The sequence below is a fragment of the Paraburkholderia steynii genome, from assembly GCF_900100565.1.
Taxonomy (GTDB): Bacteria; Pseudomonadota; Gammaproteobacteria; order Burkholderiales; family Burkholderiaceae; genus Paraburkholderia; species Paraburkholderia terrae.
On the sequence record NZ_FNDI01000003.1, the window covers coordinates 127,769 to 148,804 of the forward strand.

The 21,036-nt window shown below is 61.1% G+C and carries 17 protein-coding genes and 2 pseudogenes; 9 read left to right on the top strand and 10 right to left on the bottom strand.

Translation table 11 applies throughout. The features are described from left to right. Positions 1-49 precede the first annotated feature (49 nt). Positions 50-280, bottom strand: a pseudogene (locus BLT65_RS07000) (methyl-accepting chemotaxis protein); the annotation flags it as partial. Between the two features lie 448 nt (positions 281-728). Between BLT65_RS07000 and BLT65_RS07005 the strand changes: the two are divergent. The 4 genes from BLT65_RS07005 to BLT65_RS07020 all read left to right on the top strand — a co-directional run bounded on the left by BLT65_RS07005 (position 729) and on the right by BLT65_RS07020 (position 5,914). After that, entirely contained in the window at positions 729-1,457 is a 729-nt protein-coding gene (locus tag BLT65_RS07005) for a gluconate 2-dehydrogenase subunit 3 family protein (RefSeq protein WP_091776955.1), read from the top strand. Beyond that, the gene (locus tag BLT65_RS07010; protein ID WP_091776443.1) at positions 1,457-3,235 is read left to right on the top strand and encodes a GMC family oxidoreductase; all 1,779 of its coding nucleotides are present in this window, start codon (positions 1,457-1,459) and stop codon (positions 3,233-3,235) included. Before BLT65_RS07005 ends, BLT65_RS07010 begins: the two co-directional genes overlap by 1 nt. Continuing rightward, positions 3,232-4,572 (top strand): c-type cytochrome, encoded by a 1,341-nt coding sequence (locus tag BLT65_RS07015; RefSeq protein WP_091776446.1) that lies wholly within the window; start codon positions 3,232-3,234, stop codon positions 4,570-4,572. Before BLT65_RS07010 ends, BLT65_RS07015 begins: the two co-directional genes overlap by 4 nt. 148 nt (positions 4,573-4,720) lie before the next feature. Beyond that, positions 4,721-5,914, top strand: coding sequence for a porin (locus tag BLT65_RS07020; RefSeq protein ID WP_091776448.1), 1,194 nt, complete (start codon positions 4,721-4,723; stop codon positions 5,912-5,914). Between the two features lie 456 nt (positions 5,915-6,370). On the opposite strand, the gene BLT65_RS07025 is transcribed toward BLT65_RS07020, so the two are convergent. The 3 genes from BLT65_RS07025 to BLT65_RS07035 form a co-directional block, all read right to left on the bottom strand. Next, positions 6,371-6,706, bottom strand: a complete 336-nt coding sequence (locus BLT65_RS07025) for a hypothetical protein (protein WP_091776450.1) — start codon at positions 6,704-6,706, stop codon at positions 6,371-6,373. Positions 6,707-6,874: 168 nt separating this feature from the next. Beyond that, positions 6,875-7,615: an acetoacetyl-CoA reductase gene (gene phbB, locus BLT65_RS07030; protein WP_091776452.1), complete on the bottom strand. Its 741-nt coding sequence runs from the start codon at positions 7,613-7,615 to the stop codon at positions 6,875-6,877. A gap of 195 nt (positions 7,616-7,810) precedes the next feature. Next, positions 7,811-8,188: a helix-turn-helix domain-containing protein gene (locus BLT65_RS07035; RefSeq protein ID WP_244186446.1), complete on the bottom strand. Its 378-nt coding sequence runs from the start codon at positions 8,186-8,188 to the stop codon at positions 7,811-7,813. A gap of 345 nt (positions 8,189-8,533) precedes the next feature. Here BLT65_RS07035 and BLT65_RS07040 point away from each other — a divergent pair, with 345 nt between their 5' ends. After that, a complete protein-coding gene (locus BLT65_RS07040) occupies positions 8,534-9,055 on the top strand; it encodes a hypothetical protein (protein WP_091776454.1) in 522 nt (173 codons plus the stop codon). 113 nt (positions 9,056-9,168) lie between these two features. Here the strand turns inward: BLT65_RS07040 and BLT65_RS07045 are convergent, their stop codons facing one another. Next, the gene (locus BLT65_RS07045) at positions 9,169-9,840 is read right to left on the bottom strand and encodes a hypothetical protein (RefSeq protein ID WP_091776456.1); all 672 of its coding nucleotides are present in this window, start codon (positions 9,838-9,840) and stop codon (positions 9,169-9,171) included. 855 nt (positions 9,841-10,695) lie between these two features. On the opposite strand from BLT65_RS07045, the gene BLT65_RS07055 reads away from it, so the two are divergent. Together BLT65_RS07055 and BLT65_RS07060 are read left to right on the top strand one after the other, a co-directional pair. Beyond that, the gene (locus BLT65_RS07055) at positions 10,696-12,453 is read left to right on the top strand and encodes a phage integrase family protein (RefSeq protein WP_091776458.1); all 1,758 of its coding nucleotides are present in this window, start codon (positions 10,696-10,698) and stop codon (positions 12,451-12,453) included. A 417-nt stretch (positions 12,454-12,870) separates the two neighbouring features. Beyond that, entirely contained in the window at positions 12,871-13,833 is a 963-nt protein-coding gene (locus BLT65_RS07060) for a hypothetical protein (protein WP_143036492.1), read from the top strand. Positions 13,834-14,137: 304 nt separating this feature from the next. On the opposite strand, the gene BLT65_RS07065 is transcribed toward BLT65_RS07060, so the two are convergent. The 4 genes and pseudogenes from BLT65_RS07065 to BLT65_RS07080 all read right to left on the bottom strand — a co-directional run bounded on the left by BLT65_RS07065 (position 14,138) and on the right by BLT65_RS07080 (position 18,396). Beyond that, positions 14,138-15,541, bottom strand: coding sequence for an MFS transporter (locus BLT65_RS07065; protein ID WP_091776462.1), 1,404 nt, complete (start codon positions 15,539-15,541; stop codon positions 14,138-14,140). A gap of 237 nt (positions 15,542-15,778) precedes the next feature. Then, positions 15,779-16,237: pseudogene (locus BLT65_RS07070) on the bottom strand (MFS transporter); the annotation flags it as partial. 84 nt (positions 16,238-16,321) lie between these two features. Then, positions 16,322-17,821, bottom strand: a complete 1,500-nt coding sequence (locus BLT65_RS07075) for a SulP family inorganic anion transporter (protein ID WP_091776464.1) — start codon at positions 17,819-17,821, stop codon at positions 16,322-16,324. Between the two features lie 305 nt (positions 17,822-18,126). Further along, on the bottom strand, positions 18,127-18,396 hold the full coding sequence (locus tag BLT65_RS07080) for a DUF1488 family protein (protein WP_042312642.1): 270 nt from the start codon (positions 18,394-18,396) through the stop codon (positions 18,127-18,129). A 475-nt stretch (positions 18,397-18,871) separates the two neighbouring features. Here BLT65_RS07080 and BLT65_RS07085 point away from each other — a divergent pair, with 475 nt between their 5' ends. Then, positions 18,872-19,765, top strand: a complete 894-nt coding sequence (locus tag BLT65_RS07085) for a DMT family transporter (protein ID WP_091776467.1) — start codon at positions 18,872-18,874, stop codon at positions 19,763-19,765. Positions 19,766-19,774: 9 nt separating this feature from the next. Here BLT65_RS07085 and BLT65_RS07090 read toward each other — a convergent pair whose 3' ends face one another. Beyond that, a complete protein-coding gene (locus tag BLT65_RS07090) occupies positions 19,775-20,320 on the bottom strand; it encodes an SRPBCC family protein (RefSeq protein WP_091776468.1) in 546 nt (181 codons plus the stop codon). Positions 20,321-20,497: 177 nt separating this feature from the next. On the opposite strand from BLT65_RS07090, the gene BLT65_RS07095 reads away from it, so the two are divergent. Further along, a complete protein-coding gene (locus BLT65_RS07095) occupies positions 20,498-20,905 on the top strand; it encodes a PPC domain-containing DNA-binding protein (RefSeq protein ID WP_091776470.1) in 408 nt (135 codons plus the stop codon). Positions 20,906-21,036 lie beyond the last annotated feature (131 nt).

Sequence of the window (21,036 nt, forward strand, 5' to 3'; positions counted from 1 at the left end):
CATAGCACCTTTATGCCTGGCTCCTGTTCAACTTGAAGAAACCAATTGCTTATGTCAGCTGGTTACCCTGTACCGCCAGGGATCCGGATTCGCCCGCCGCTCCTTCCACCAACGCTGCGTTCTATTGAGTGACCTCGTCCACTTGTGTCACAGCGAGATTGACCTGTCCGATACCCCGACTCAGCTCGTTGGATGCAGGAGCGATCTCGCCCATGATGTCAGTCAACCGCGCGACGGCCTGCGTTACCTCGGCCATCGTTTTCGCCGCGTTTTCCGCTAACACCGGTGGCCTCGCCCCAGCGAATCACCCCCTCACGTTTCTTACCGAAGCATGCCACGGACCCGAGGTAATCCAGAGCCGCCCCCACCTATCTTGATACAAGGCCCGCATAATTTCCTAAGCGGTCCAGATGGCCACTTTATGCAACGGCACCCCTTCACAGCCTAACGGGTGAGCCCGTTACTGCTGCTTCCTTGCTTTGCCGTGCGGGTTCAAAAGTCAGTCGGCTGCTGGCATAGCATTGGCCGGGACTGACGCTGTATGACCACTGCCTGTCGCGCCTGGCGATCCGCAGGCTGGTACTGCAACCACGCCAGCGTTCGGGTTATTCGTCGATCGCAAATACATTTTCACGAAAATTGAGATAATAGATGGAACCGGTTCCATTTATTATCTCTTACGGCAGCGACCGCCCATGGCGTTCCGTCCCGACTTCACGACACAAAAGATGCCTGACTCCTCTCTCACATCCCGCCGAGGATTTTTGCGCTCGGCACTCGCCCTGGTTCCCGCCGGGACGCTGGCCGGTTGCGACACGCGATCGAACCATCCGGCAGCGCCTGCCGCGGACGCGTCACAAGGCGGCACTGCGCAGCGCGCCGACTACAAGCCCCGCTTCTTCGACGCGAAGGAATGGGCGTTCATCCAGGCCGCCGTCGACCGCCTGATTCCCGCCGACAGCGAAGGCCCGGGCGCGATCGACGCAAGCGTGCCCGAATTCATCGACCGTCAGATGGACACGCCGTACGCGCACGGCGCGCTCTGGTACATGCAGGGACCGTTCGCGCAGGGCGTGCCGGAACTTGGCTATCAGCTGAAGCTGGTGCCGCGCGATCTGTATCGCCTCGGCATCGCCGCCGTCAACGCGCACTGCACGAAGACCTATGCGAAGACCTTCGACGCACTCGACGCCGCGACGCGCGACACCATGCTCGCTGCGCTCGAAGCGAACAAGGTCGAACTCGCGGACGTCCCCGCTGGCGTGTTCTTCGGCCAGCTGCTGCAAAACACGCGCGAAGGCTATTTCTGCGACCCGATGCACGGCGGCAATCGCGACATGGGCGGCTGGAAGATGATTGGCTTCCCCGGCGCGCGAGCGGACTTCATGGACTTCGTCAACCAGAACGGTCAGCCGTATCCGTATGGCCCCGTGTCGATCGAAGGGAAACGCACCTGATGGCAACGATCAGCAAACCACACGTCGACGCTGTCGTCGTCGGCTTCGGCTGGACGGGCGCGATTCTCGCGAAGGAACTCACGGAAGCGGGCCTCACGGTCGTCGCGCTGGAGCGCGGCGAGTACCGCGACACGTATCCCGATGGCGCGTATCCGAACACGATCGACGAACTCACGTACAACGTCCGCAAGAAGCTGTTCCTCGATCTGTCGAAGACAACCGTGTCGATCCGTCACGGCATCGGCGATACGGCCTTGCCTTACCGGCAGCTCGCCGCCTTTCTGCCGGGTGAAGGCGTCGGCGGCGCGGGGCTGCACTGGTCGGGCGTGCACTTCCGCATCACGCCGGAAGAACTGCGCCTGCGCAGCCACTACGAAGAGCGCTACGGCAAGAAGTTCATCCCCGAAGGCATGACGATCCAGGACTTCGGCGTCACCTACGACGAACTGGAACCGCACTTCGACTTTGCCGAGAAAGTGTTCGGCACGTCAGGTCAGGCGTACAAGGTGAACGGCAAGGTGGTCGGCGACGGCAACGTATTCGAGGCATCGCGCAGCGATCATTTTCCGTTGGCGGCGCAACAGAACACGTATTCCGCACAGCGCTTCTACGACGCGGCGAAGTCGCTCGGCCTGCATCCGTATCGTCTGCCGTCCGCGAACACGTCGGGCCCGTACACGAACCCGTACGGCGCGCAGATGGGGCCGTGCAACTTCTGCGGCTATTGCAGCGGTTACGCGTGCTACATGTACTCGAAGGCGTCGCCGAATCTGAATATCCTGCCCGCGCTGAAGCAGTCGCCGCACTTCGAGTTGCGTGCACGCTGCCACGTGTTGCGCGTCGATCTCGACGACGCGAAAAAGCGTGCGAAAGGCGTCACCTACGTCGATCCCGCAGGTAATGAAGTGTTCCAGCCTGCCGATCTCGTGATCGTCTCCGCGTTCCAGTATCACAACGTACATCTGCTGTTGCTGTCGGGCATCGGCAAACCGTACGATCCCGTCTCCGGCGAAGGCGTCGTGGGTCGCAACTTTGCATATCAGAACCTGTCGACGATCACCGCGTTCTTCGACAAGGACACGTACACGAATCCGTTCATCGGCGCGGGCGGCAACGGCGTCGCCGTCGACGACTACAACGCCGACAACTTCGATCACGGTCCGCTCGGTTTTGTCGGCGGCTCGCCGTTGTGGGTGAACCAGGCGGGCGTGAAGCCTATCAGCGGCATCGCGACGCCGGCGGGCACGCCCGCGTGGGGCGCGGCGTGGAAGAAGTCGGTGAAGGACCACTACGCGCACACCATTTCAATGGACGCGCACGGCTCGAACATGTCGTACCGCGACGTGTTTCTCGATCTTGATCCGACCTATCGCGACTCATACGGCCAGCCGCTGCTTCGCATGACGTTCGACTGGAAAGACAACGACATCCGCATGGCCCGCTACGTTACAGAACAGATGCACAAGATCGCGCAGGCGATGGGCCCGAAGGCGATCAACGTCTACACGCGCGAATTCGGCGCGCACTTCGATTCACGCCGCTATCAGACGACGCACCTGGTCGGCGGCGCGGTGATGGGCGAAGACCCGAAGATGAGCGTGCTGAACCGCTATCTGCAAAGCTGGGACGTGCACAACGTGTTCGTGATGGGCGCATCCGCTTTCCCGCAAGGCATCGGCTATAACCCGACCGGCCTTGCGGCGGCGCTTGCGTACTGGTCGGCTCGCGCGATACGCAGCCAGTATCTGAAGAACCCTGGCCCGTTGGTGAGCGTATGAAGAAGATTTCCATCAAATGCGCGCAGGTCGTTGCGGTTACGCTCGCTGCACTGTGCAGTCCCTTTGCTGCGCATGCAGCGGCTAACGCGTCGGCACAGCAGCCGCTCGTCGCGCATGGCGAATACCTCGCGCGCGCCGGCGATTGCATCGCGTGTCATACGTCGCAGGGCGGCAAGCCGTTCGCGGGCGGGCTGAAATTCGACACGCCGATCGGCGCAATCTATTCGACCAACATCACTCCCGACCGTAACACGGGGATCGGCACGTGGACGTTCGAGCAGTTCGACCGTGCGGTGCGCGCAGGAGTGCGCCCGAACGGCGACACGCTGTATCCGGCGATGCCGTATCCGTCGTATGCGCGCCTTTCCGAGCCCGACATGCGCGCGCTCTACGCGTACTTCACGCAAGGCGTCACGCCCTTGCAGCAGCAAAACCGTCCCGTCGATATCGTGTGGCCGCTGTCGATGCGCTGGCCGCTCGGCTTCTGGCGTCAACTGTTCGCACCCGAGCAGAAACCGTTCGACGCGACGCGTTATGCGGACCCCGTCATTGCACACGGCGCGTATCTCGTGCAAGGGCTCGGCCATTGCGGCGCGTGCCACACGCCGCGCGCGAAGACGATGCAGGAGCTCGCGCTCACCGATCTCGGCGGCAACGACTATCTCGCGGGCGGCGGTCCCATCGACGGCTGGGTGCCGTCGAGCCTGCGCGGCAATCCGCGCACGGGTCTCGGCACGTGGAGCGAAGCGGACATCGTGCAATTCCTGAAGACGGGCCGCACGCAGCACACGGCCGCGTTCGGCGGGATGACGGACGTCGTGCAGCACAGCGCGCAGCACGTGAGCGACGACGACCTCACCGCGATGGCGCGCTACCTGAAGACACTGCCGTCGAACGATCCGAAGGAAACGCCGTACGCATACGACGACAGCGCCGCACGCGCATTGCGCACGGGCGATGCGAGCGCGCCAGGTGCCGCCGTCTATCGCGACAACTGCATGGCCTGCCACCGCAGCGACGGACGCGGCTACACGCGCGTGTTCCCCGCACTCGGCGGCAACCCGGTCGTGCAGGGTAACGACGCGACGTCGCTGATTCACGTGTTGCTCGCGGGCAGCACGCTCGAAGGCACGAAGACGGCGCCCTCGTCGATCACGATGCCGCCGTTCGGCTGGCGCCTGTCGGATCAGGAAGTGGCCGACGTCGCTAACTTCGTGCGTACGAGCTGGGGCAACACCGGCTCGAAGGTGACGGCCACCGACGTCGCGCAGGTCCGCAAGACAGTGCCCGCGCACGCGCCCGAGTTGCCGCCCGCCTCCGCGCTCGAACGCCGCTGAAGCCTTCTTCACGACACAGCAGGCTTCGCAATTTTCCCACGCAAGAGCAGGTCGCCTCGACGATTGAGGCCGCCTGCGCTCGCGCGGAAAAACTGAACGTCCGCCTTCGGACGACGTGTATTCACGCTTCACTTGAGTCACTAGAACGATGAAAAAACAACTGATCGCGGCGCCGCTGCTGCTCTCTCTCGCAGGCATCGCTTACGCGCAGGGTTCCGTCGCGCTGTACGGTATCGTCGATGCGGGCATCGCGTATCGATCGAACGAACGCACGGGCACGACGGGCAACTACAGCGGACACTCGAATGTCGCGCTGTCGAGCGGCAACCTGTCTGGCAGCCGCTGGGGACTGAAGGGCAACGAGGATCTCGGCAACGGCTGGAACGCGCTGTTCCAGCTCGAAGATGGCTTCGACATCGCGAACGGCACGTCCGGGCAGAGCAGCCGCCTGTTCGGCCGCCAGGCGTTCGTGGGTCTCGCGAATACGCAATACGGCGCGCTCACGATGGGCCGCCAGTACACGTCGCTGACCGACTTCGTCGGACCTGTGTCACCGGTTGCTAACATCGGCGGCTTCGGCGCGCATCCTGGCGATATCGACGATCTCGACCAGACCACGCGCGTCGACAATTCCATCAAGTACACGAGCGCGAACTACGCGGGCTTCACCTTCGGCGCGCTGTACGGCTTCGGCGGTCAGCCCGGCAGCATGAAGCAGCAGAATACGTGGAGCGTGGGCGCGGGCTACGCGAACGGACCGCTGCATGTCGGCGTCGGTTACGAGCGCGCGGACAACAGCAAAACGGGCGTCACCGATCCGACCTTCGGCAAGTGGCACGGCTCGGACGACGGCACGTTCAACTCGTCAATCAGCGAAGGCTATGCGAGCGCGCAGACGCAGCAGATCGTCGCGGCAGGCGCGACGTATGACTTCGGCCCGGCGCTTATCGGGGTGAACTACAGCAACGTGCAGTATCGCGCGGGCGCGAACTCGCTGTTCACGGGTCGCGCGACGTTCAATATCGCGGGCGTCTTCGGCCAATACACGCTGCGTCCGAATACGCATCTGTTCGCGGGCTACAGCTACACGCGCGGCAGCGAAGTGGACGGCGTGAACGACCGCGCGCAGTATCACAACGTCACGCTCGGCGCGACGTACGATCTGTCGAAACGTTCGACCGTTTATCTGCTCGGTGCATATCAGCACGCATCGGGTATGACGCTCGACGCCGCGGGCAATCTCGTCGAAGCTACGGCGTCCGCGTCCGACAAGGGCAACGGCCATTCGTCGGCGGCGCAATCGCAGACGATCGTCGCTATCGGTCTGCGGCACCGCTTCTAGGCTCGCCCCCGGATGCCCGGGTCATACGTGGCCAACGACGCAAAGTTTCGCGAGACTGACGAATCTATAGTCGCTTGGCAACTTGCCATAGGGCAAGTCGAGGAGCTATCCGCTCGACAAACTATGATTCGTCACCTCGCATCAAGGCTTCGCGGTGGGCCGCGGAGTCAGCCGAGGGTAAGGCCTAGCCACGCGACACCAGCGAGAGCTATGGCCTGATTCGGTTTTGGGGCTGCCCTTGCCGCCGTCTTGCGAGCGCGCTACTGCGGTGGTTCCGACTCGTCGTCCGACGACAGCTTGGTCATACGCACACCGTGTAACTCAATCAACCACGGTCACGCGGCAAGTCGGTGCTCGTAGTGGACGCATCTTGTCATCAAGTATTGTGTACTGCGCTGGCAAATCCTAGGTCGACTCTGGTGATGGAAATGCCGGCATTTCCATTCAGGCTTCTGCTCACACATCGCAGAGGTCGCTGCAAGGCCCGCTGTATCGAACTTCGAGCGACGACTTGTCCTTGAAAACAAGCCGTTTCACGACACCATAATCCTGAACCGTATGAACGGCGCTACGGCTCACAAACACGCCGGGGCGCTCGTCGGGCAGAACGAGCTGCATAAGTGAACCAAAGTGTTGAGTAGCTTCGAAGAAGTTCGCCTCATGTGACGGCTCTGTTATCCCCAGCCAATACACGAGTGCGGCGCTGGGGTGTTTGGCATCGCGCGCAACCATGCGTAGCTTCCTCTTCCGAAAGAGGGATGAAGACGGTTCGATGCTTGGTACATCGCGCATGTGGCTCTCCGTGAGCGATGAATGAAGTTCGTCGCGTACTGTTGTGACGGCAGCAAGATGTGATAGTTCAACGCGTCGTGCGTGCGCACTTCCGCGTCTCCAACGCCCTACATCGAGCGCTGGAAACATCTGCTTTCACGGCGCTCGTTCAAGCACCGGCGGTTGTTGCTAGCCCATGTACAGGCCGCCGTTCAGCGAGAAATCGGCCCCTGTTGCGAAGGCCCCTTCGTCGCTGGCCAGCCACGAGACAATCGACGCAATCTCCGATGCTTCGCCAAGCCGTCGAACCGGAATGCCCTGAATAATTGCGTCCAGGATTTCGGGCTTCACTGCACGGACCATATCGGTCCCTATGTATCCAGGAGAGACGGTATTCACTGTGATGCCCTTTGTCGCCACCTCTTGCGCAAGCGACATGGTAAAGCCGTGAATTCCCGCCTTCGCGGTCGAGTAGTTGGTCTGGCCAAATTGCCCTTTCTGCCCATTCACGGACGAGATGTTGATAATGCGGCCCCACTCCTTGCTCACCATTCCCTCAATGACCTGTTTGGTCACGTTGAATAGGCTGGTCAGGTTGGTGGAAATAACGTCGTTCCAGTTCTCCCTCGACATCTTGCGAAATACGCCGTCTCGCGTGATGCCGGCATTGTTCACCAGCACGTCAATCTCACCCACTTCTTTCTTCACCTTCGCTAAGGCGGCCTCAGTCGATTCCCAGTCCGCGACATTGCCTTCCGACGCGATAAAAGTGAAACCCATCGCAGACTGCTCGGCCAGCCAACGGTCCCGCCGAGGAGAATTCGGCCCGCAGCCAGCCACGACGGTGAGCCCGTCATTGTGCAGACGCTGACAGATTGCCGTTCCGATTCCGCCCATGCCGCCGGTTACATAAGCAATTCGCTTCGCCATGTCCTTGACTCCTTGTCGTTACGGTGAGCGCATGGAATATTCTTGCCGCCGTGGCAAGAGGCTTCCTTGCAATTTAATAGCACTGCTATTTGTTGACTTGGGAGGTCGAACTCCATAATGCCGGCACAACCGAGATGAGGGCGACCGAACATCAGAAAGCGCTCGAACTTACATGCCCTCTGCCGGATAGACTCGCTAGAAGGCGGCCGTCGCCCCACGTGTCTGTCCGGTACAAAGCCAATAGGCGTCAAGATTAAGAAACGTCGCAATCCGGGTAAATGAATTTAGCGGTGGAACCGTGATTCCACGGCGCCAAAACTGCACGTCGGATTCACTCACGTCGAGCCGTCTGGCGACACAAGCGGAACTGATGCCAGCCCGCTTCAAAGCAGTGTCGAGGCGTGCGGCAAGGGCGCGTCTCAGGCTATTGTCCTCATCGCTACGCTGAAGGTGCTCGATGGTTTGAGCGCGTTGATTCATCTCGTTGAAATCTCTCAGGAATGTTTTTATGGTCATCGCTTCTTGGGCGTGCTGGTAAAGCTTACCAGCCGTTTTGGCAATTTCAAGCCACATCAGGCTATCAGTCTTGATAGTTGCATGCGCATACGATGCGATGGCAAAACCATTCGTTACACCGCTCGACAGTACCTAAGGACACTGTTTCGAAATGAGGTTTGTATGACGAATGTCACCTATGGCTGCGCAAAGACGAAAGGTGTTTGTAACACGGGAGCGCCCATTCGGGACACCCGCGTTTACGATATTTGACGGAGGTCAAGTCGGATATGGTTCACAATGGCCAGACGTGCTCCGCCGCTCCTCCGTTCCCAACAGGGCGGCCGCACCGCCTTCGCTTAACGCCATCACGCGCCCGGCGAGTATCACCGAAGACGCGCGCAACGGACGGGGGACACGGGAATGGACGACCGATTTGATAGACGGGAGCTGCTCCTGCACCTCGGGGACGTGCTCGAAGCATTGAGCTGTTTAGCCAAGACAGGTCGTCCGGACGCGCCGGTGGCGCAACTCGCGGCGCAACAAGGATCCCTGCAGGACTTCGAATTCCTCCGGATGGTCGCACCGAGGATGACGGTGGCCGAGTTCGGTGCACGTGTCGCCAGCGCGTTCTTCCTTTGGCCAAAGGAACTACTCGAGACGGAACTCAACCGCAACACGCTTGCGTCGACCGTGCGGCACGACCTATTTAACGGCAACCGTGACGGCTGGGAAGCATATGTCGCGCATATGCAGAGAAAGGTCGGATGGTTCGGGACCGGACTGCCCGAAATGACAGCCAGCACTTCGAACGACAAGACATACGCCGCCGCTCAGGACGCAAGTCCGGTCGAAGCAGCGGTCGAGGCAGAACCGCTCGGTGAGTGGGATGGACCGGACGAGAAGAAGGGATGGCCTTGGCCTCAGCCAGGCTCGACCTCCTGATGCGAATGCCGGAATCTGTCGTCCGTCGGATTTTCTCTTACCCCTTCTCGCTGGAAAGACAGATGCGCGACCAACTGGTCGCGCATCTTCAAGAGAGTTCCCGGTATGACCTATTAGCCGAGGATAACGACACCCTGCCCATCAGCCCTCTGGATGATCACCGGCTTCCTTACCAACGTCTCCTTTTCAGCGACATCCTCGTATTGCTTCGTCAGCAGCGCGCTGGCAAACACGTGCTTCAGCGGAATGTGGTCGATATCCGTAGTCGCCTGCATCTGAACGTACCCGGTGACCAGCCCGGCCATTTCGTGCCAGTCGTGCGCCGTCGCTTCCCGTTGCGGGGCAGCGCGGTATTTCTCATCCCTCAGTTGCTCGTTGAAGAATGGGGTTTCGAGGAACATCGCATCCCAAGAACCTCCCTTGTCAATCTTCAGCCCGATCGGCAGACGCTCGTATTTCCGCCACATGTCGATGGCCGCCCAAAGCTCCGGATCGGTCATCTCTGCGATCCAGTAAAGCTGGGTGCTCTCGAGCTGAAGTCGCATCGTCATCAGGATTCGGTCAGAAAGCTGCATGTGCCCGAGTCCAAAATTGAAGTTTTGGACGTTCGTCGGCAAGCAACGCGCTTCATGTGCCTTTAGCGGGAAGGTCAGGAAAGGCATGTCCTCGGGCAGACCGCGCGCCATCTTTGGACGGGCACTCAACGAGTGCAGCTCTTCAAGCCGACCAAGAGCTACGGGGGATTTGCCGAACGGACCTGCGTTGTGGGCGTTGCGTGCGTTCATAATATTCTCCACTAAATTAAACCTGATTTTGGTTTTTCCAAGGATTCAGCGCTTCAAAAGGAATTCAAATTCCGCAAAACGAAAATCTTTCCTTACAGGTCAATCAGACCTGCATATTTGTATAGCGCTGAATCCAAGCATGATGAGTAATTAAAACCTCGTAGCATTGCAGTAGACCAAGCTTGACGGACCCTACCGACGAGCGGCCACCTGCCGCTGACGTCGACGCGGACTGCGTTTGGCGCTGCCGGAGCAATGCGTCTAGCGACGCAAAGTGCAATTAGAGGGTTTAAGCCGGACGCTCGTTAAATTCTTCGTGCCACGTTAAAAACTAGCGGGCGACGGCTATTTATAACACCAAGGTTCTTTAGTGGTCTACATGCAATTTCGGGAATTTTCCGAAACGAAATGATTAATCTAAAATCCCCCACTATTAATTACCAGATTTTGCGGCACATCGTTTTGGACATTTTTTGCGCTTCCCGGCGAAGTGCCGCTCCCGCATGCGCGGCGACCGCGAAAACGCGATAGGCGCCGTCCTCCTGCGGCAAGCGCAGGGCTGAGCAGGCGGAGCTGACACACGCCCGCCTGCTGTACGGTCAGCTCGATCAGTGCGCCCGTTGGCCAACCGCTGCCGGGAGTTCGCGCGATAGCGCCGCGTAGCCGGTGTCGCTAACCTGCCCGCGGCTGCGCCCGAGCTCAGACATACGCCACAACGGCTGCGCTGGAAGCCGTGAAGAAGCGCTGGCCGGCCCGTCAAACCTGGACAGACCTTCTGCAGGTGGATGGCCAGACAGCGTGTTTGCGATAACTGTTCTTATCGCAAACACCCTTTGCGCGACCTAAACTGTTCACATGCAAACCGCCCCTGTCCCGCCTTCCGGACCGGGGAACGGACCTTCCAGAGGAACGCCCGCTGCCCTGCCCGACCTCGCGTCGCTCGCCGCGCTGCGCGCGTGGCACGAGGGGCTCACCGCGCGCGCCGCCGTCACACGCTATCTCGCCCACGTTCGCGACGACGGCCAGTCCTCACGCGGCGTGATCGCCCGTATCCGCCGACAGCTCGTTGCCTGCGCCACCGCCCGCCAGCGCGACGACCTCATCCCGCTCTTCACTGGCGCTGCCGTAACTCGCATGCAGTGCGCCGCGCACGTCGTGGCGGCGCTCGATGCGCTGCGCACCACTCAGGTCCCCGCGCCGCGGCCCGCCGACCCCGTCAGCCGGTGGCTCACCCCGCGCACGGCCCGTGCGCTCAGCGCAGCCGGGATTGGCTCGCTCGCGGAACTGATGCTCTTCCTGCCGCGCCGGCGCCGCTGGTGGCAACCGGTACCCGGACTCGGCGCCGCTGGCGCGCGAGCCGTCACGGCGTTCCTTGAGGCGCACCCGGAACTCACCGCACGTGCGGCCCATGTTGCGCGCCTTGCCATGCAAGGCCACAACGAAGACCGCCTGCTGCCGCCCTGGTCCCTCGGGTCGCTGCCCGCGACGCTGGATGGCTCGCAGGGCCGCTTTCGCGCCCCGCGCGAGACGTGCGGCCTCGCGGCCACGAACGATCTTGAGGCAATTGCGGCCTGGCTCGGGCTGCACGAATCGGCGCACACGGTGCGCGCCTACCGGCGCGAAGCCGAACGGCTGGTGCTGTGGGCTGTGGTCGAGCGCCGACTGCCGCTCTCCTCGCTGACCGCCGAGGACGCGACCGCCTTCCGCGCCTTCCTGCGGCGTCCTGTGCCCGCTGCGCGCTGGCTCGGGCCACCCTGCCCGCGCACCTCGCCGGCGTGGCGACCGTTCGCACGGGGACTCACCCCGCGCTCCGCTGCTTACGCGCTGGCGGTGCTGCGCGCGCTTTTCGCATGGCTGGTCGACCAGCATTACGTCGTCGTCAATCCGTTTGCCGGCGTGACAGTCCGCGGCGCTCGCCCACGCACCCCATTCGACGCCGCGCACGCCCTAGATGACCGCGAATGGAAGACCGTACGCGCGTTTGCGGACCGGCTCGAACGTGCCGGCTGGACACCATCCGCGGCGCACCGACTGCGCTTCGTGCTGGATTTTGGCTACGCCACCGGGTTGCGCGCGCACGAGCTCGTGGCGGCGACACTCGGCGACATCGAGGTGGAGACGCGTGGCACGTGGTGGATGGAGGTGACCGGTAAGGGGAGCAGGCCTGGCCGAGTGGTGCTGCCGCCGCTCGCACGCGATGCCTTGCGTCGCTACCTCAGGTCACAGGGCCTGCCAGCCAATCGGAACCGATGGACGCCGTCCTTGCCGCTGATAGGTGCGCTCGACCGGAATCAGCAAGCGGGCCGGAGGGGCGTGCATGGCACGTTGGGCATAAACGGCATCAGCGCGACGCGACTGCGGCAGGTCGTGGGTGAGCTTTTCCAGGAGGCGGCGGAAAACGTCGTGGCGCGCAATCCGACACTGGCCGCAAAGCTGCGGCACGCCAGCCCCCACTGGCTTCGCCACACGCATGCCACGCACGCGCTCAATGCCGGAGTCGAACTTGTGGCGGTGCGCGACAACCTCCGCCATGCCTCGATCGCGACGACCTCGACCTACCTGCACGGAGAAGAGGTGAAGCGAGCACGCCAAGTAAGTGCAGCGTTCCGGTAGCTGGTATGGCAAGCCTTTTATGAAAGGGAGCGGAAAGGCAAGCGCATTGGACACAGCGTCCTCTGTGGCGAGCTAACGGTTCTGCCAAGCTGACGCCCCAACATGAAAGCAGATGACAGATACAGCGTCGGAGCAATTCTGACGGCAACCCCGGCCAGCTCTTCTATCGGATTACATGCGATACCACTTCAGGCGAGCGCTTTCGAGGGTATGTGGAGCGGGTCGACGAGTTGCCGCTTGGTACGACTGAGGCTGAAACATCGCCGGCTTCCCCGTTACCCGAGGATGATGCGACGACGTCCACGCTTGGGTAATGCCGCGCATGCCAGAGATCGGGATACGATAGAATCCCGTAGCGTGCAACGAACTTTTGCTACCAACCCACGATATAACTATGTCAACCGAGGGACCGGAAACGTGAAACCAAGATGGTCGTTGTTGGCACTTCCGCATTGGAACGGCATTAATGCCTTTATTGCTTTTGCCTGCATGGCCATAGGGATCGCGGGAATTCTAATAACGCTTCGTACTTCGAACCCCGAAAATACTACGGGCACGCTGAGAGTTCAACGATGGTCCGCAAGCAGCATTATCCCGCCCGAGTTTATTCCAAACGGAGACACGTCACTCATTGATCTGAAAGCGGGCGGCCAACGGATTGCGCCGGGGCACCTCCAGTTACGGGTCTACATTATTGGGAATCAGACCGGACGACATATTACCCCGCAGGATTTCGATTCTCCAATTACCTTGCACGCAATCTCGGGTTATAAAATTCTAGACGTCGAGACCAAGGTGCCGGGAAACAGGCCACCGATAGTAGTTACGCGAACTGGACTTTCTACAGCTGTAATCGCGCCCACGCTCATCAACGCAGGAGAGTCCTTCAGCATCAAGCTCCTTATGGCAACCCCCAAGCCTGCTCCATTAATCGAAGACCCCTTTGTGGGAGACGAAGGCGTAATTCAGTGGACAGCGGCTATTCGAGGTGTTGATCTCGCAGTCACTGGTTTCGATCGCCCCCAAACCCAGTGGCTCGACGAATATGCCGCAGGCTTCTTTTTGATGCATAAGGCAAACGCGACGCTCGCCATGGTCGCAATCGCCTTCCTGCTGTCTTGGGCGCAGATGGTTCGGATCAAGCTAAGCACACCCGTCATACGACTTACATACTTTTCAACATTCGAAATTGCTGTGCGTCTCGGGTTCGCTTGGGCGGCAGCTGAATCTCTTGTGTCGTTCGACGACACACTGCTGGCTACGAAAGTATGGCAAAACTGGGCCTGTATTGCCGCGTACGTTGCTCTACTATTGATCCCGCCGAGAAAGAGCCAGGATGCTGAAGGTCGAACGGAAAACGCACCTCAGTCTGCAGCTTAACGAAAGCTCTCAGGGAACACGAATAGGCCGCAAATTTGACGTAGGCATGGCCAGACTTCGCTTTGTAGTGCTGAGCCAAGTACGAGCATCAGCACACGAGCTTTGCATTACTCGATCAACAAGTGTAGGCGCGACCCGGCGGACTTCAAGGCTACTCGATACCGCGTAACGCTGTTTCGTCCTTGGGCATATACCTTCGTTTTCCGGCCGCCACCTGGTGCGGCGGCCGGAAAACATGTGCGTTCTGCGTAGAAAGGTTGCGAACGCGCGCGCCACGCACCGCCGACCTCGAAAGAGGGAGAAGCTAATGCGAGATCTTCTCTAGCTCGATACCTTTCGTTCTCGGTCCCATGAGTCCTATTGCAAGCATCACAATGAGCATGGCACCAGCAATGAATGCAAATACGCCACTCGTCCCTAGGCCTTGCAACACTGCCGCGATGACGAACGAAGTAAAGATCGCTGAGAAACGACTCCACGAATAGACGAAACCCACAGCTCGTGCCCGGATGCTAGTCGGAAAAAGTTCGGTCTGGTATGCGTGAAAACTGTACGACATGATATTGCTACCTAACGTCAGACCCACACCGAGACAGATGAGCAGCAACGGCGCTGTCGTCTGACTGAACCAGAGCCCGCACACGATGATGAGCGCCGCCATCGCGACGATCACGCTCTTGCGTTCATAGCGGTCCCCAATGAACAATCCGATAATCGGTCCGACAGGAGCGGCCAATGCAATCACAGTGGAGTACATCAGGCTACTGGTGACTGTGATTCCCTGCTTGATCAGCAACGTTGGAACCCAGTTCGCAAACCCGTAGAAACCGACCGTCTGGAATACGTTGAAGATGGTCATCATGATCGTGCGCTGACGGTATGGCGGCACCCACATGTCGCGGAAGCTACCATTCGGCGCGACAGGTTCCGGCAGCGCCACGGGCGGCAGCTCGCGCCCATATTCCCGGCGCACTTTCGCTTCAAGGTCGCTCATTATCCGATTGGCTTCCTCGAGGCGCCCCTGTTGAGCAAGCCAACGCGGACTTTCGGGCAATGCGCGGCGGATCCACCAGATAAACACAGCACCATGCGCACCGATTAGCACAACCCATCGCCACCCTTCCAGGCCAAACACGATACGCGGCACGAGCAAATACGAGAGGAATGCGGCTACTGGCACCGCAATGAAACCAATTGCTTGCTCGCACGCGAAAGCTCGACCACGAATCTGCTTAGGAACGAGCTCCGAAATGTACGTACCGATAGTGACCAGTTCAACACCGATGCCGACGCCTGCAAGAAAGCGCCAGAAATTAAGACCTCCAGCAGTGTGCTGAAAAGCCATGACGACGTTGGCGGTAACGTACCAGAGGAGCGAGTATGTGAAAACCGATCGTCGACCAAATTTGTCGGCCAGAAACCCACAGGCAGCCGTGCCGATGAATAAGCCGGCAAACAGTGCGGCTATGAAGCTTGCCACGCCGGTCGTTCCGAAAAGACCGTGGGTCGTGGTCGAGAGAATGCCGCTTTTCACCAAGCCGGGCGCCACATACCCGCTGTACAGCAGGTCATACAGTTCAAAGAAAAATCCCAGACTGAGAAGTACCACCAGTCGCCATATCGTTCTGGTGGGAGGCAATCTGTCCAATCGGGCTGAGATTGACCCTGCGTCCAGACCACCCTCTAGTGTCGAGTTCGTCGTACCCATCGTTGTTTTCCAGGAAAAGCCTGAATACCAGTTCTGCGGCGACACTACGGTCGCTGTCGATTGTAGTGAGGAAATCTATATGCACTTAAGAGTGCGTTGCAGCAAGCACCAAAAAATCACAATGCGAAACGGAGATCTAGGATGAGCTCGAATACCTTAGGGGGTTAAAAATCGCGGTGAAAGACCGCTGGACATGGAGCGGAACCTGTTTTTAACACCCTTAATTCCACTCGCACATGCCATGAAGCGCCAGAAGTTGAGCCCTGTGGCCGTCTCCTGAAACGCCATGATGACGTTGGCGACCGTGTACCACAGCAGCGAATAGGTGAAGATCGCGCGGCGGCCGAAGCGGTCCGCGAGAAAGCCACAGGCGATCGTGCCGATGAACAGCCCGAGAAACAGCGTCGCGATGAAGCTCGCGATGCCCGTCGTGCCGAATAGCCCCTGCGTGGTCGACGTGAGAATGCCGCTCTTGACGATGCCGGGCGCGACGTAGCCCGTATAGAGCAGATCGTAAAGCTCGAAGAAGAAGCCGAGGCTCAGCATCACGACGAGCTTCCATACCGAGCGCGTCGCGGGCAAGCGGTCGAGCCGCGCGCTGATGGTGCCGGCGTCGACGGCGGAATGCGACGATGCCGTCGTACTCGTCTGCGTGGCCCCAGGCTGCGGGATGCCCGCCTGGTCTTGCGTTGTCATTGTTCTGTCTCCTGTGTCGAAGGCCTGCAGCGACTTCGAATGCAGGCCAGGCTCGCATTGTAGCCGCGCATCGGCTGGCAGGCGTCAGTTGCCTTCCTGCAGCATCACCACGCCGGCATCGGCCCGCTGCAACAGACGCCGGCTGCGTACCGAGAGATTGGTCAGGCGCAGGCGCTTGCCAAGCTTTGCATAGCGCGCGTGCAGCGCTTCCAGTGCCGCAATCGCCGAATGATCCGCACAATGCAGATGGCGGCAATCGAGCGTCACGTTGGCCGGGTCGTTATGCGGCTCGAACAGCGCATGAAAATGCGCGGTCGATGCGAAAAACAGCGTGCCGCGCGGCGCATGGGTCGTTTCGCCCGATGCGTCGTCGAGTGTTTCGCTGCGAATCTCACCCGCGTGCTGCCACGCGAAGTTCAGCGCCGAAACGACGATGCCGCACAGCACGGCCGTCGCGAGATCGGTGAAGACAGTGATGACCGTGACCGCGACGATCACGAGCCCGTCGCTGCGCGGCACCTTCTTCAGCGCGCGCAACGAGCCCCACGAAAACGTCTGCTGCGCGACGACGAACATCACGCCCACCAGCGCCGCGAGCGGAATGCGCTCGATCAGCGGCGACAGACACAGGATGAAGAGCAGGATCATCACGCCGCTCGTCACGCCCGACACCCGCGAGCGCCCGCCTGAGCCGAGGTTGATGACGGTCTGGCCGATCATCGCGCAGCCGCCCATCGCGCCGAACAGGCCCGACACGATATTCGCGGCGCCGAGCGCAATGCACTCGCGATTCGGCTGTCCGCGAGATTCCGTGAGTTCGTCGGTGAGATTGAGCGTGAGCAGCGTTTCGAGCAAGCCGACCATCGACATCAACGCGGCGTACGGAAAGATGATGCGCAGCGTGTCGAGATCGAGCGGCACGCCTGGCATGCTGAACTCGGGCAGGCCGCCCGCAATGTGCGCCATGTCGCCGAGCGTGCGCGTTGGCAGATGCAGCATCTGGCTCAGCACGCCCACGCCGACAATCGCCGCAAGCGCGGGCGGCACCGCTTTCGTCAGGCGCGGCAAGCCGTACACGATCGCCATCGTCAACGCGACGAGTCCGCCCATCAGCCACAGCGCGTGACCGTGCAGCCATACACTGCCTTGCGGCGACGCTTGCTTGAAGTGCTCGAACTGCGCCATCGCGATGATGATCGCGAGTCCGTTGACGAAGCCGAGCATCACGGGATGCGGCACCATCCGGATCAGCTTGCCGAGCCGCAGCGCGCCGAACAACATCATCAGCAGGCCGCCCAGCACGACGGTCGCGAACAGATACTGCGGCCCATGCTGCACGACGAGCGCGACGATCACCACGGCCATCGACCCTGCCGCACCCGAGATCATGCCCGGCCGGCCGCCGAACAGCGCGGTGATCGTGCAGATGAAGAACGCACCATACAGGCCCATCAGCGGATTGAGGTGCGCGACGAGCGCGAACGCAATGCATTCGGGCACCAGCGCAAACGATGAAGTCAGGCCGGCGAGCACGTCGCCGCGAAGCGAGGAAAAGCGGGAGGCGATAAAACTGCGGTCTTGCATCTTGTTGTATGAACGAATCGGGCGTGCCGTCGAGGAACACTCACTCGCGCAAGCACAGGTGAACGGATTGAAATGCACCCGGGTTGTGCAAGACGGACATGGCGTGCATGGACGCCACATCATCGACCGATCCGCATGCCGGTTGGCGTGCGGCTGGGCACAAAGGTGGACGGGATGGAAAGATAACAGGCTCGTGGCGGCAAGCCCGAGCCGGACCCTGATGTGCGCGGCTCTCGCGCAGCGCACGCGATTTTACAGGGTCAGCGACTCACGCGCAGTGGCGTGTGGTGATGGGAGCCGCTTCTCTAGCGGTAGTCGAAATCGTCTGCGGTAATCAACACGTGCGTCGCGCCCTTCGCGAGCGCCTTGCGCTCGGCGACGGCGGCGATACGGCGCAGGCCGTTGCCGAACGCCTTCGTGAGGTGCGACTCGTCCGCGCCGCGTTCCAGCCAGAAATGCTGCTCGAGCGCATCGCGCGTAATTGCGCAGCCTATCGCGCGCTTTTGCACGACGATATCGAAAGTCACGGCTTGGCCGTTAGTCGAAAGCGCAAAGTTGCTTAAGGACTGTTCCATGTTCAGCCTCTCGTGAGCTGCGATCTACCAGTGTTTCGTGTTGCTTTCATGAACCAAGCACCCATATTCCCGCACTCAAACTATCTCATTCCGTTCGGCATCGATCAGTTCGGGCGAACCCTCGACGCATCCCAATGCAAACGTTTGTACGGCCGGTACGCGTGGTCCGCACAACACCCAACCATGAAAAAACGTCCGAGATGTTCGCATTTTGAAGGCCATCGTGCAGTTGACCTTTGCCGTCAGACAGCTGCTTTCGCACGCAGTTTCGTGCGCACTCGCACGACGCGAATCGCAGCGTTTCCGTCTGACAAAAACTTTGCGCACGAACGAAACAGCCTAGCGCGTGCCCGCTTCGTCAAGCATACATCGCAATCGTTTGCGCCATATGTCACGTTGCATCTAATGGAGAAATCCATGTGATCACAGAACCTCGTATGATCGAGGCTCTCAAAAGAACTCATACGAATAGTCGATGAAGCATCCTCGCTGGACGGGACTCATCTATCTGCTGGTTACGGCAACGGGATGGGCGCTCAACTGGCCCGCCATGAAAGTACTGCTGCGCGAATGGCCGCCGCTGTTTTCACGCGGCGTTGCCGGCGTGACGGCGTCCGTCCTGCTCGGCGTGGTCGCCGTTTGCGTGGGCGAGCGGCCACGCGTGCCGCGCGAGTATGTGCCGCGCCTGCTGCTCGCGGCATGCACGAATGTGTTCGCGTGGATGGGCTTTTCCACGCTCTCGATGAAATGGCTGAGCGTCAGCGAAGGCGCGCTGCTCGTCTACACCATGCCGATCTGGGCCATGCTGCTCGCGTGGCCGGTCCTGTCGCGCAGGCCGTCCACCGTCGAGTTTCTCGCGCTGCTGCTCGGTCTCGCGGGCGTCGTCGTGCTGCTCGGCGGTCGCGGCGTAGCGTTCGACGCGGGCAAGATCGCGGGCATCGCCTTCGCGCTGCTGGCGGCCGTGCTGTTCGCGCTCGGCACCGTGATCGCGCGCACGCCGATTCCCGTCCCGCCCATCAGCCTCGTCGCGTGGCAGGTCGGACTCGGCTGCGCGCCGATGATCGCCGCGGGGCTGCTGATCGAGCACCCGCAACTCGCGTCGCTGCACGCGGACGGCTGGGCCGTGCTGATCTATATGACGCTCGTGCCGATGGGCGTGTGCTATCTCGCGTGGTTCGCGACCTTGCGTCACCTGCCGCCGCAGATCGCGTCGATCGGCATGCTGCTGGTGCCGATCATGGGCATCGTCGCGGCGGCGCTCGCGCTGGGCGAGCCGCTTGGGTGGAAAGAAGCCGTAGCGATGGCGCTCACGTTGAGCGGCGTCGCGCTGGCGCTGCGGCGCAAAGCGCCTCCGACAGAGCCCGAGTGATGACTGACGCTAGGGCTTTTCGAGAATGTCCTTGAGCCGGTCGACGGCTTCGTCCGACTCGGCCTGGATCTTCGCGCGCAGCAGCACCGCGTTCAGCAACGCGAACCAGAGCGTCGGCGAACGGTACGTGAAGGTGCGCTCGAACTCCGTGCCGCCATTGCCGTTCGTGTCGGGCGTCAGCGCGTAGCTGACCGTGCCGGCTGGGCGCCCTTCTATCGTGCCGTCGATCGTCCATTTCTCGGGGCGTTTGCGCTCGACAACCGTCCACACGACCTCGCCGCGCCGCCCGGCGACGCGAAATTCCTCCGTGGTCCGCTCGCCGATACCCAGCGAATGATCGGTCGCACCCGTCACGGACAAGGACGATGGATGCCACGCGGGCCAATGCGCGGGCGTCGTCACGTAGTCGAAAACAGCAGTGCTTTCCCGCGCGATCGGCATGACGGTGACGATGCGCGTCGACAGATCGAGTGCGCGCGGCAGCGGAATGAACAGCACGCCGATCGCGGCCGCCACGCAGGCCACCATGACGATTGCTCGCAGTAGCGCTTTCATCGCTGTTCGCGCCTTGCGGGCGCGCTTCCGAATGATGAGGTTCTTTCCTTCGCACCCGCGCACGGGATTGCGGCCTGGCCACCGTTCTTACTGGTACTGTATGTTAGCGGCGTGGCCGCGCCAATGAGGATCGACGCGCGCCTTCGAGATGTCGCAACGTCGAATGGAAGACCGCCAATGCAAGCCCATCCTCTTCGCCTTCAACCCGGCCAGGATCTCCGCGACGCGCTGGAAGACACGGTGCGCCAGCTCGGCGCGACGGCCGCGTTCGTGGTTCAGGGCATCGGCAGCCTGAGCGTCGCGCAGTTGCGATTCGCCGGTATCGACCAGCCGGGCGAACTGCGCGCGGACCTGGAAATCCTGACGCTCGCCGGTTCGGTTGCGCCAGACGGCGCGCATCTGCACATGTCGGTCTCCGACGCCAATGGCCGCGTGTTCGGCGGGCATGTGGCGCGCGGGTGCATCGTGCGAACGACCGTTGAAATTTTGCTCGCGTTGCTACCCGATCATGCGTTCTCGCGCGAAGCCGATCCGCAGACGGGTTTCATGGAGCTGTTCATCCGTGACCGGCCGCGCGGCGGGTAGCGCCGCACGCGAAACGCGAATCCTCCAGTACACCTGGAACGTTCTTCGCTTGTCTGTTCGATGGGTCACCGTCCCCGCAGTGTAGGAGCGTGCGCCGCAATGCCTTACACTTGTCGGGTCGGAAACACATG

Excerpts from the sequence above, each read along its gene's own strand:
- BLT65_RS07085 (WP_091776467.1), top strand. The coding sequence starts at position 18,872 with ATGAAGCATCCTCGCTGGACGGGACTCATCTATCTGCTGGTTACGGCA.
- BLT65_RS07015 (WP_091776446.1), top strand. The coding sequence starts at position 3,232 with ATGAAGAAGATTTCCATCAAATGCGCGCAGGTCGTTGCGGTTACGCTC.
- phbB (WP_091776452.1), bottom strand. The coding sequence starts at position 7,615 with ATGGCGAAGCGAATTGCTTATGTAACCGGCGGCATGGGCGGAATCGGA.
- BLT65_RS07045 (WP_091776456.1), bottom strand. The coding sequence starts at position 9,840 with ATGAACGCACGCAACGCCCACAACGCAGGTCCGTTCGGCAAATCCCCC.
- BLT65_RS07025 (WP_091776450.1), bottom strand. The coding sequence starts at position 6,706 with ATGCGCGATGTACCAAGCATCGAACCGTCTTCATCCCTCTTTCGGAAG.
- BLT65_RS07040 (WP_091776454.1), top strand. The coding sequence starts at position 8,534 with ATGGACGACCGATTTGATAGACGGGAGCTGCTCCTGCACCTCGGGGAC.
- BLT65_RS07010 (WP_091776443.1), top strand. The coding sequence starts at position 1,457 with ATGGCAACGATCAGCAAACCACACGTCGACGCTGTCGTCGTCGGCTTC.
- BLT65_RS07095 (WP_091776470.1), top strand. The coding sequence starts at position 20,498 with ATGCAAGCCCATCCTCTTCGCCTTCAACCCGGCCAGGATCTCCGCGAC.
- BLT65_RS07055 (WP_091776458.1), top strand. The coding sequence starts at position 10,696 with ATGCAAACCGCCCCTGTCCCGCCTTCCGGACCGGGGAACGGACCTTCC.
- BLT65_RS07075 (WP_091776464.1), bottom strand. The coding sequence starts at position 17,821 with ATGCAAGACCGCAGTTTTATCGCCTCCCGCTTTTCCTCGCTTCGCGGC.
- BLT65_RS07035 (WP_244186446.1), bottom strand. The coding sequence starts at position 8,188 with ATGTGGCTTGAAATTGCCAAAACGGCTGGTAAGCTTTACCAGCACGCC.
- BLT65_RS07020 (WP_091776448.1), top strand. The coding sequence starts at position 4,721 with ATGAAAAAACAACTGATCGCGGCGCCGCTGCTGCTCTCTCTCGCAGGC.
- BLT65_RS07065 (WP_091776462.1), bottom strand. The coding sequence starts at position 15,541 with ATGGGTACGACGAACTCGACACTAGAGGGTGGTCTGGACGCAGGGTCA.
- BLT65_RS07090 (WP_091776468.1), bottom strand. The coding sequence starts at position 20,320 with ATGAAAGCGCTACTGCGAGCAATCGTCATGGTGGCCTGCGTGGCGGCC.
- BLT65_RS07005 (WP_091776955.1), top strand. The coding sequence starts at position 729 with ATGCCTGACTCCTCTCTCACATCCCGCCGAGGATTTTTGCGCTCGGCA.
- BLT65_RS07080 (WP_042312642.1), bottom strand. The coding sequence starts at position 18,396 with ATGGAACAGTCCTTAAGCAACTTTGCGCTTTCGACTAACGGCCAAGCC.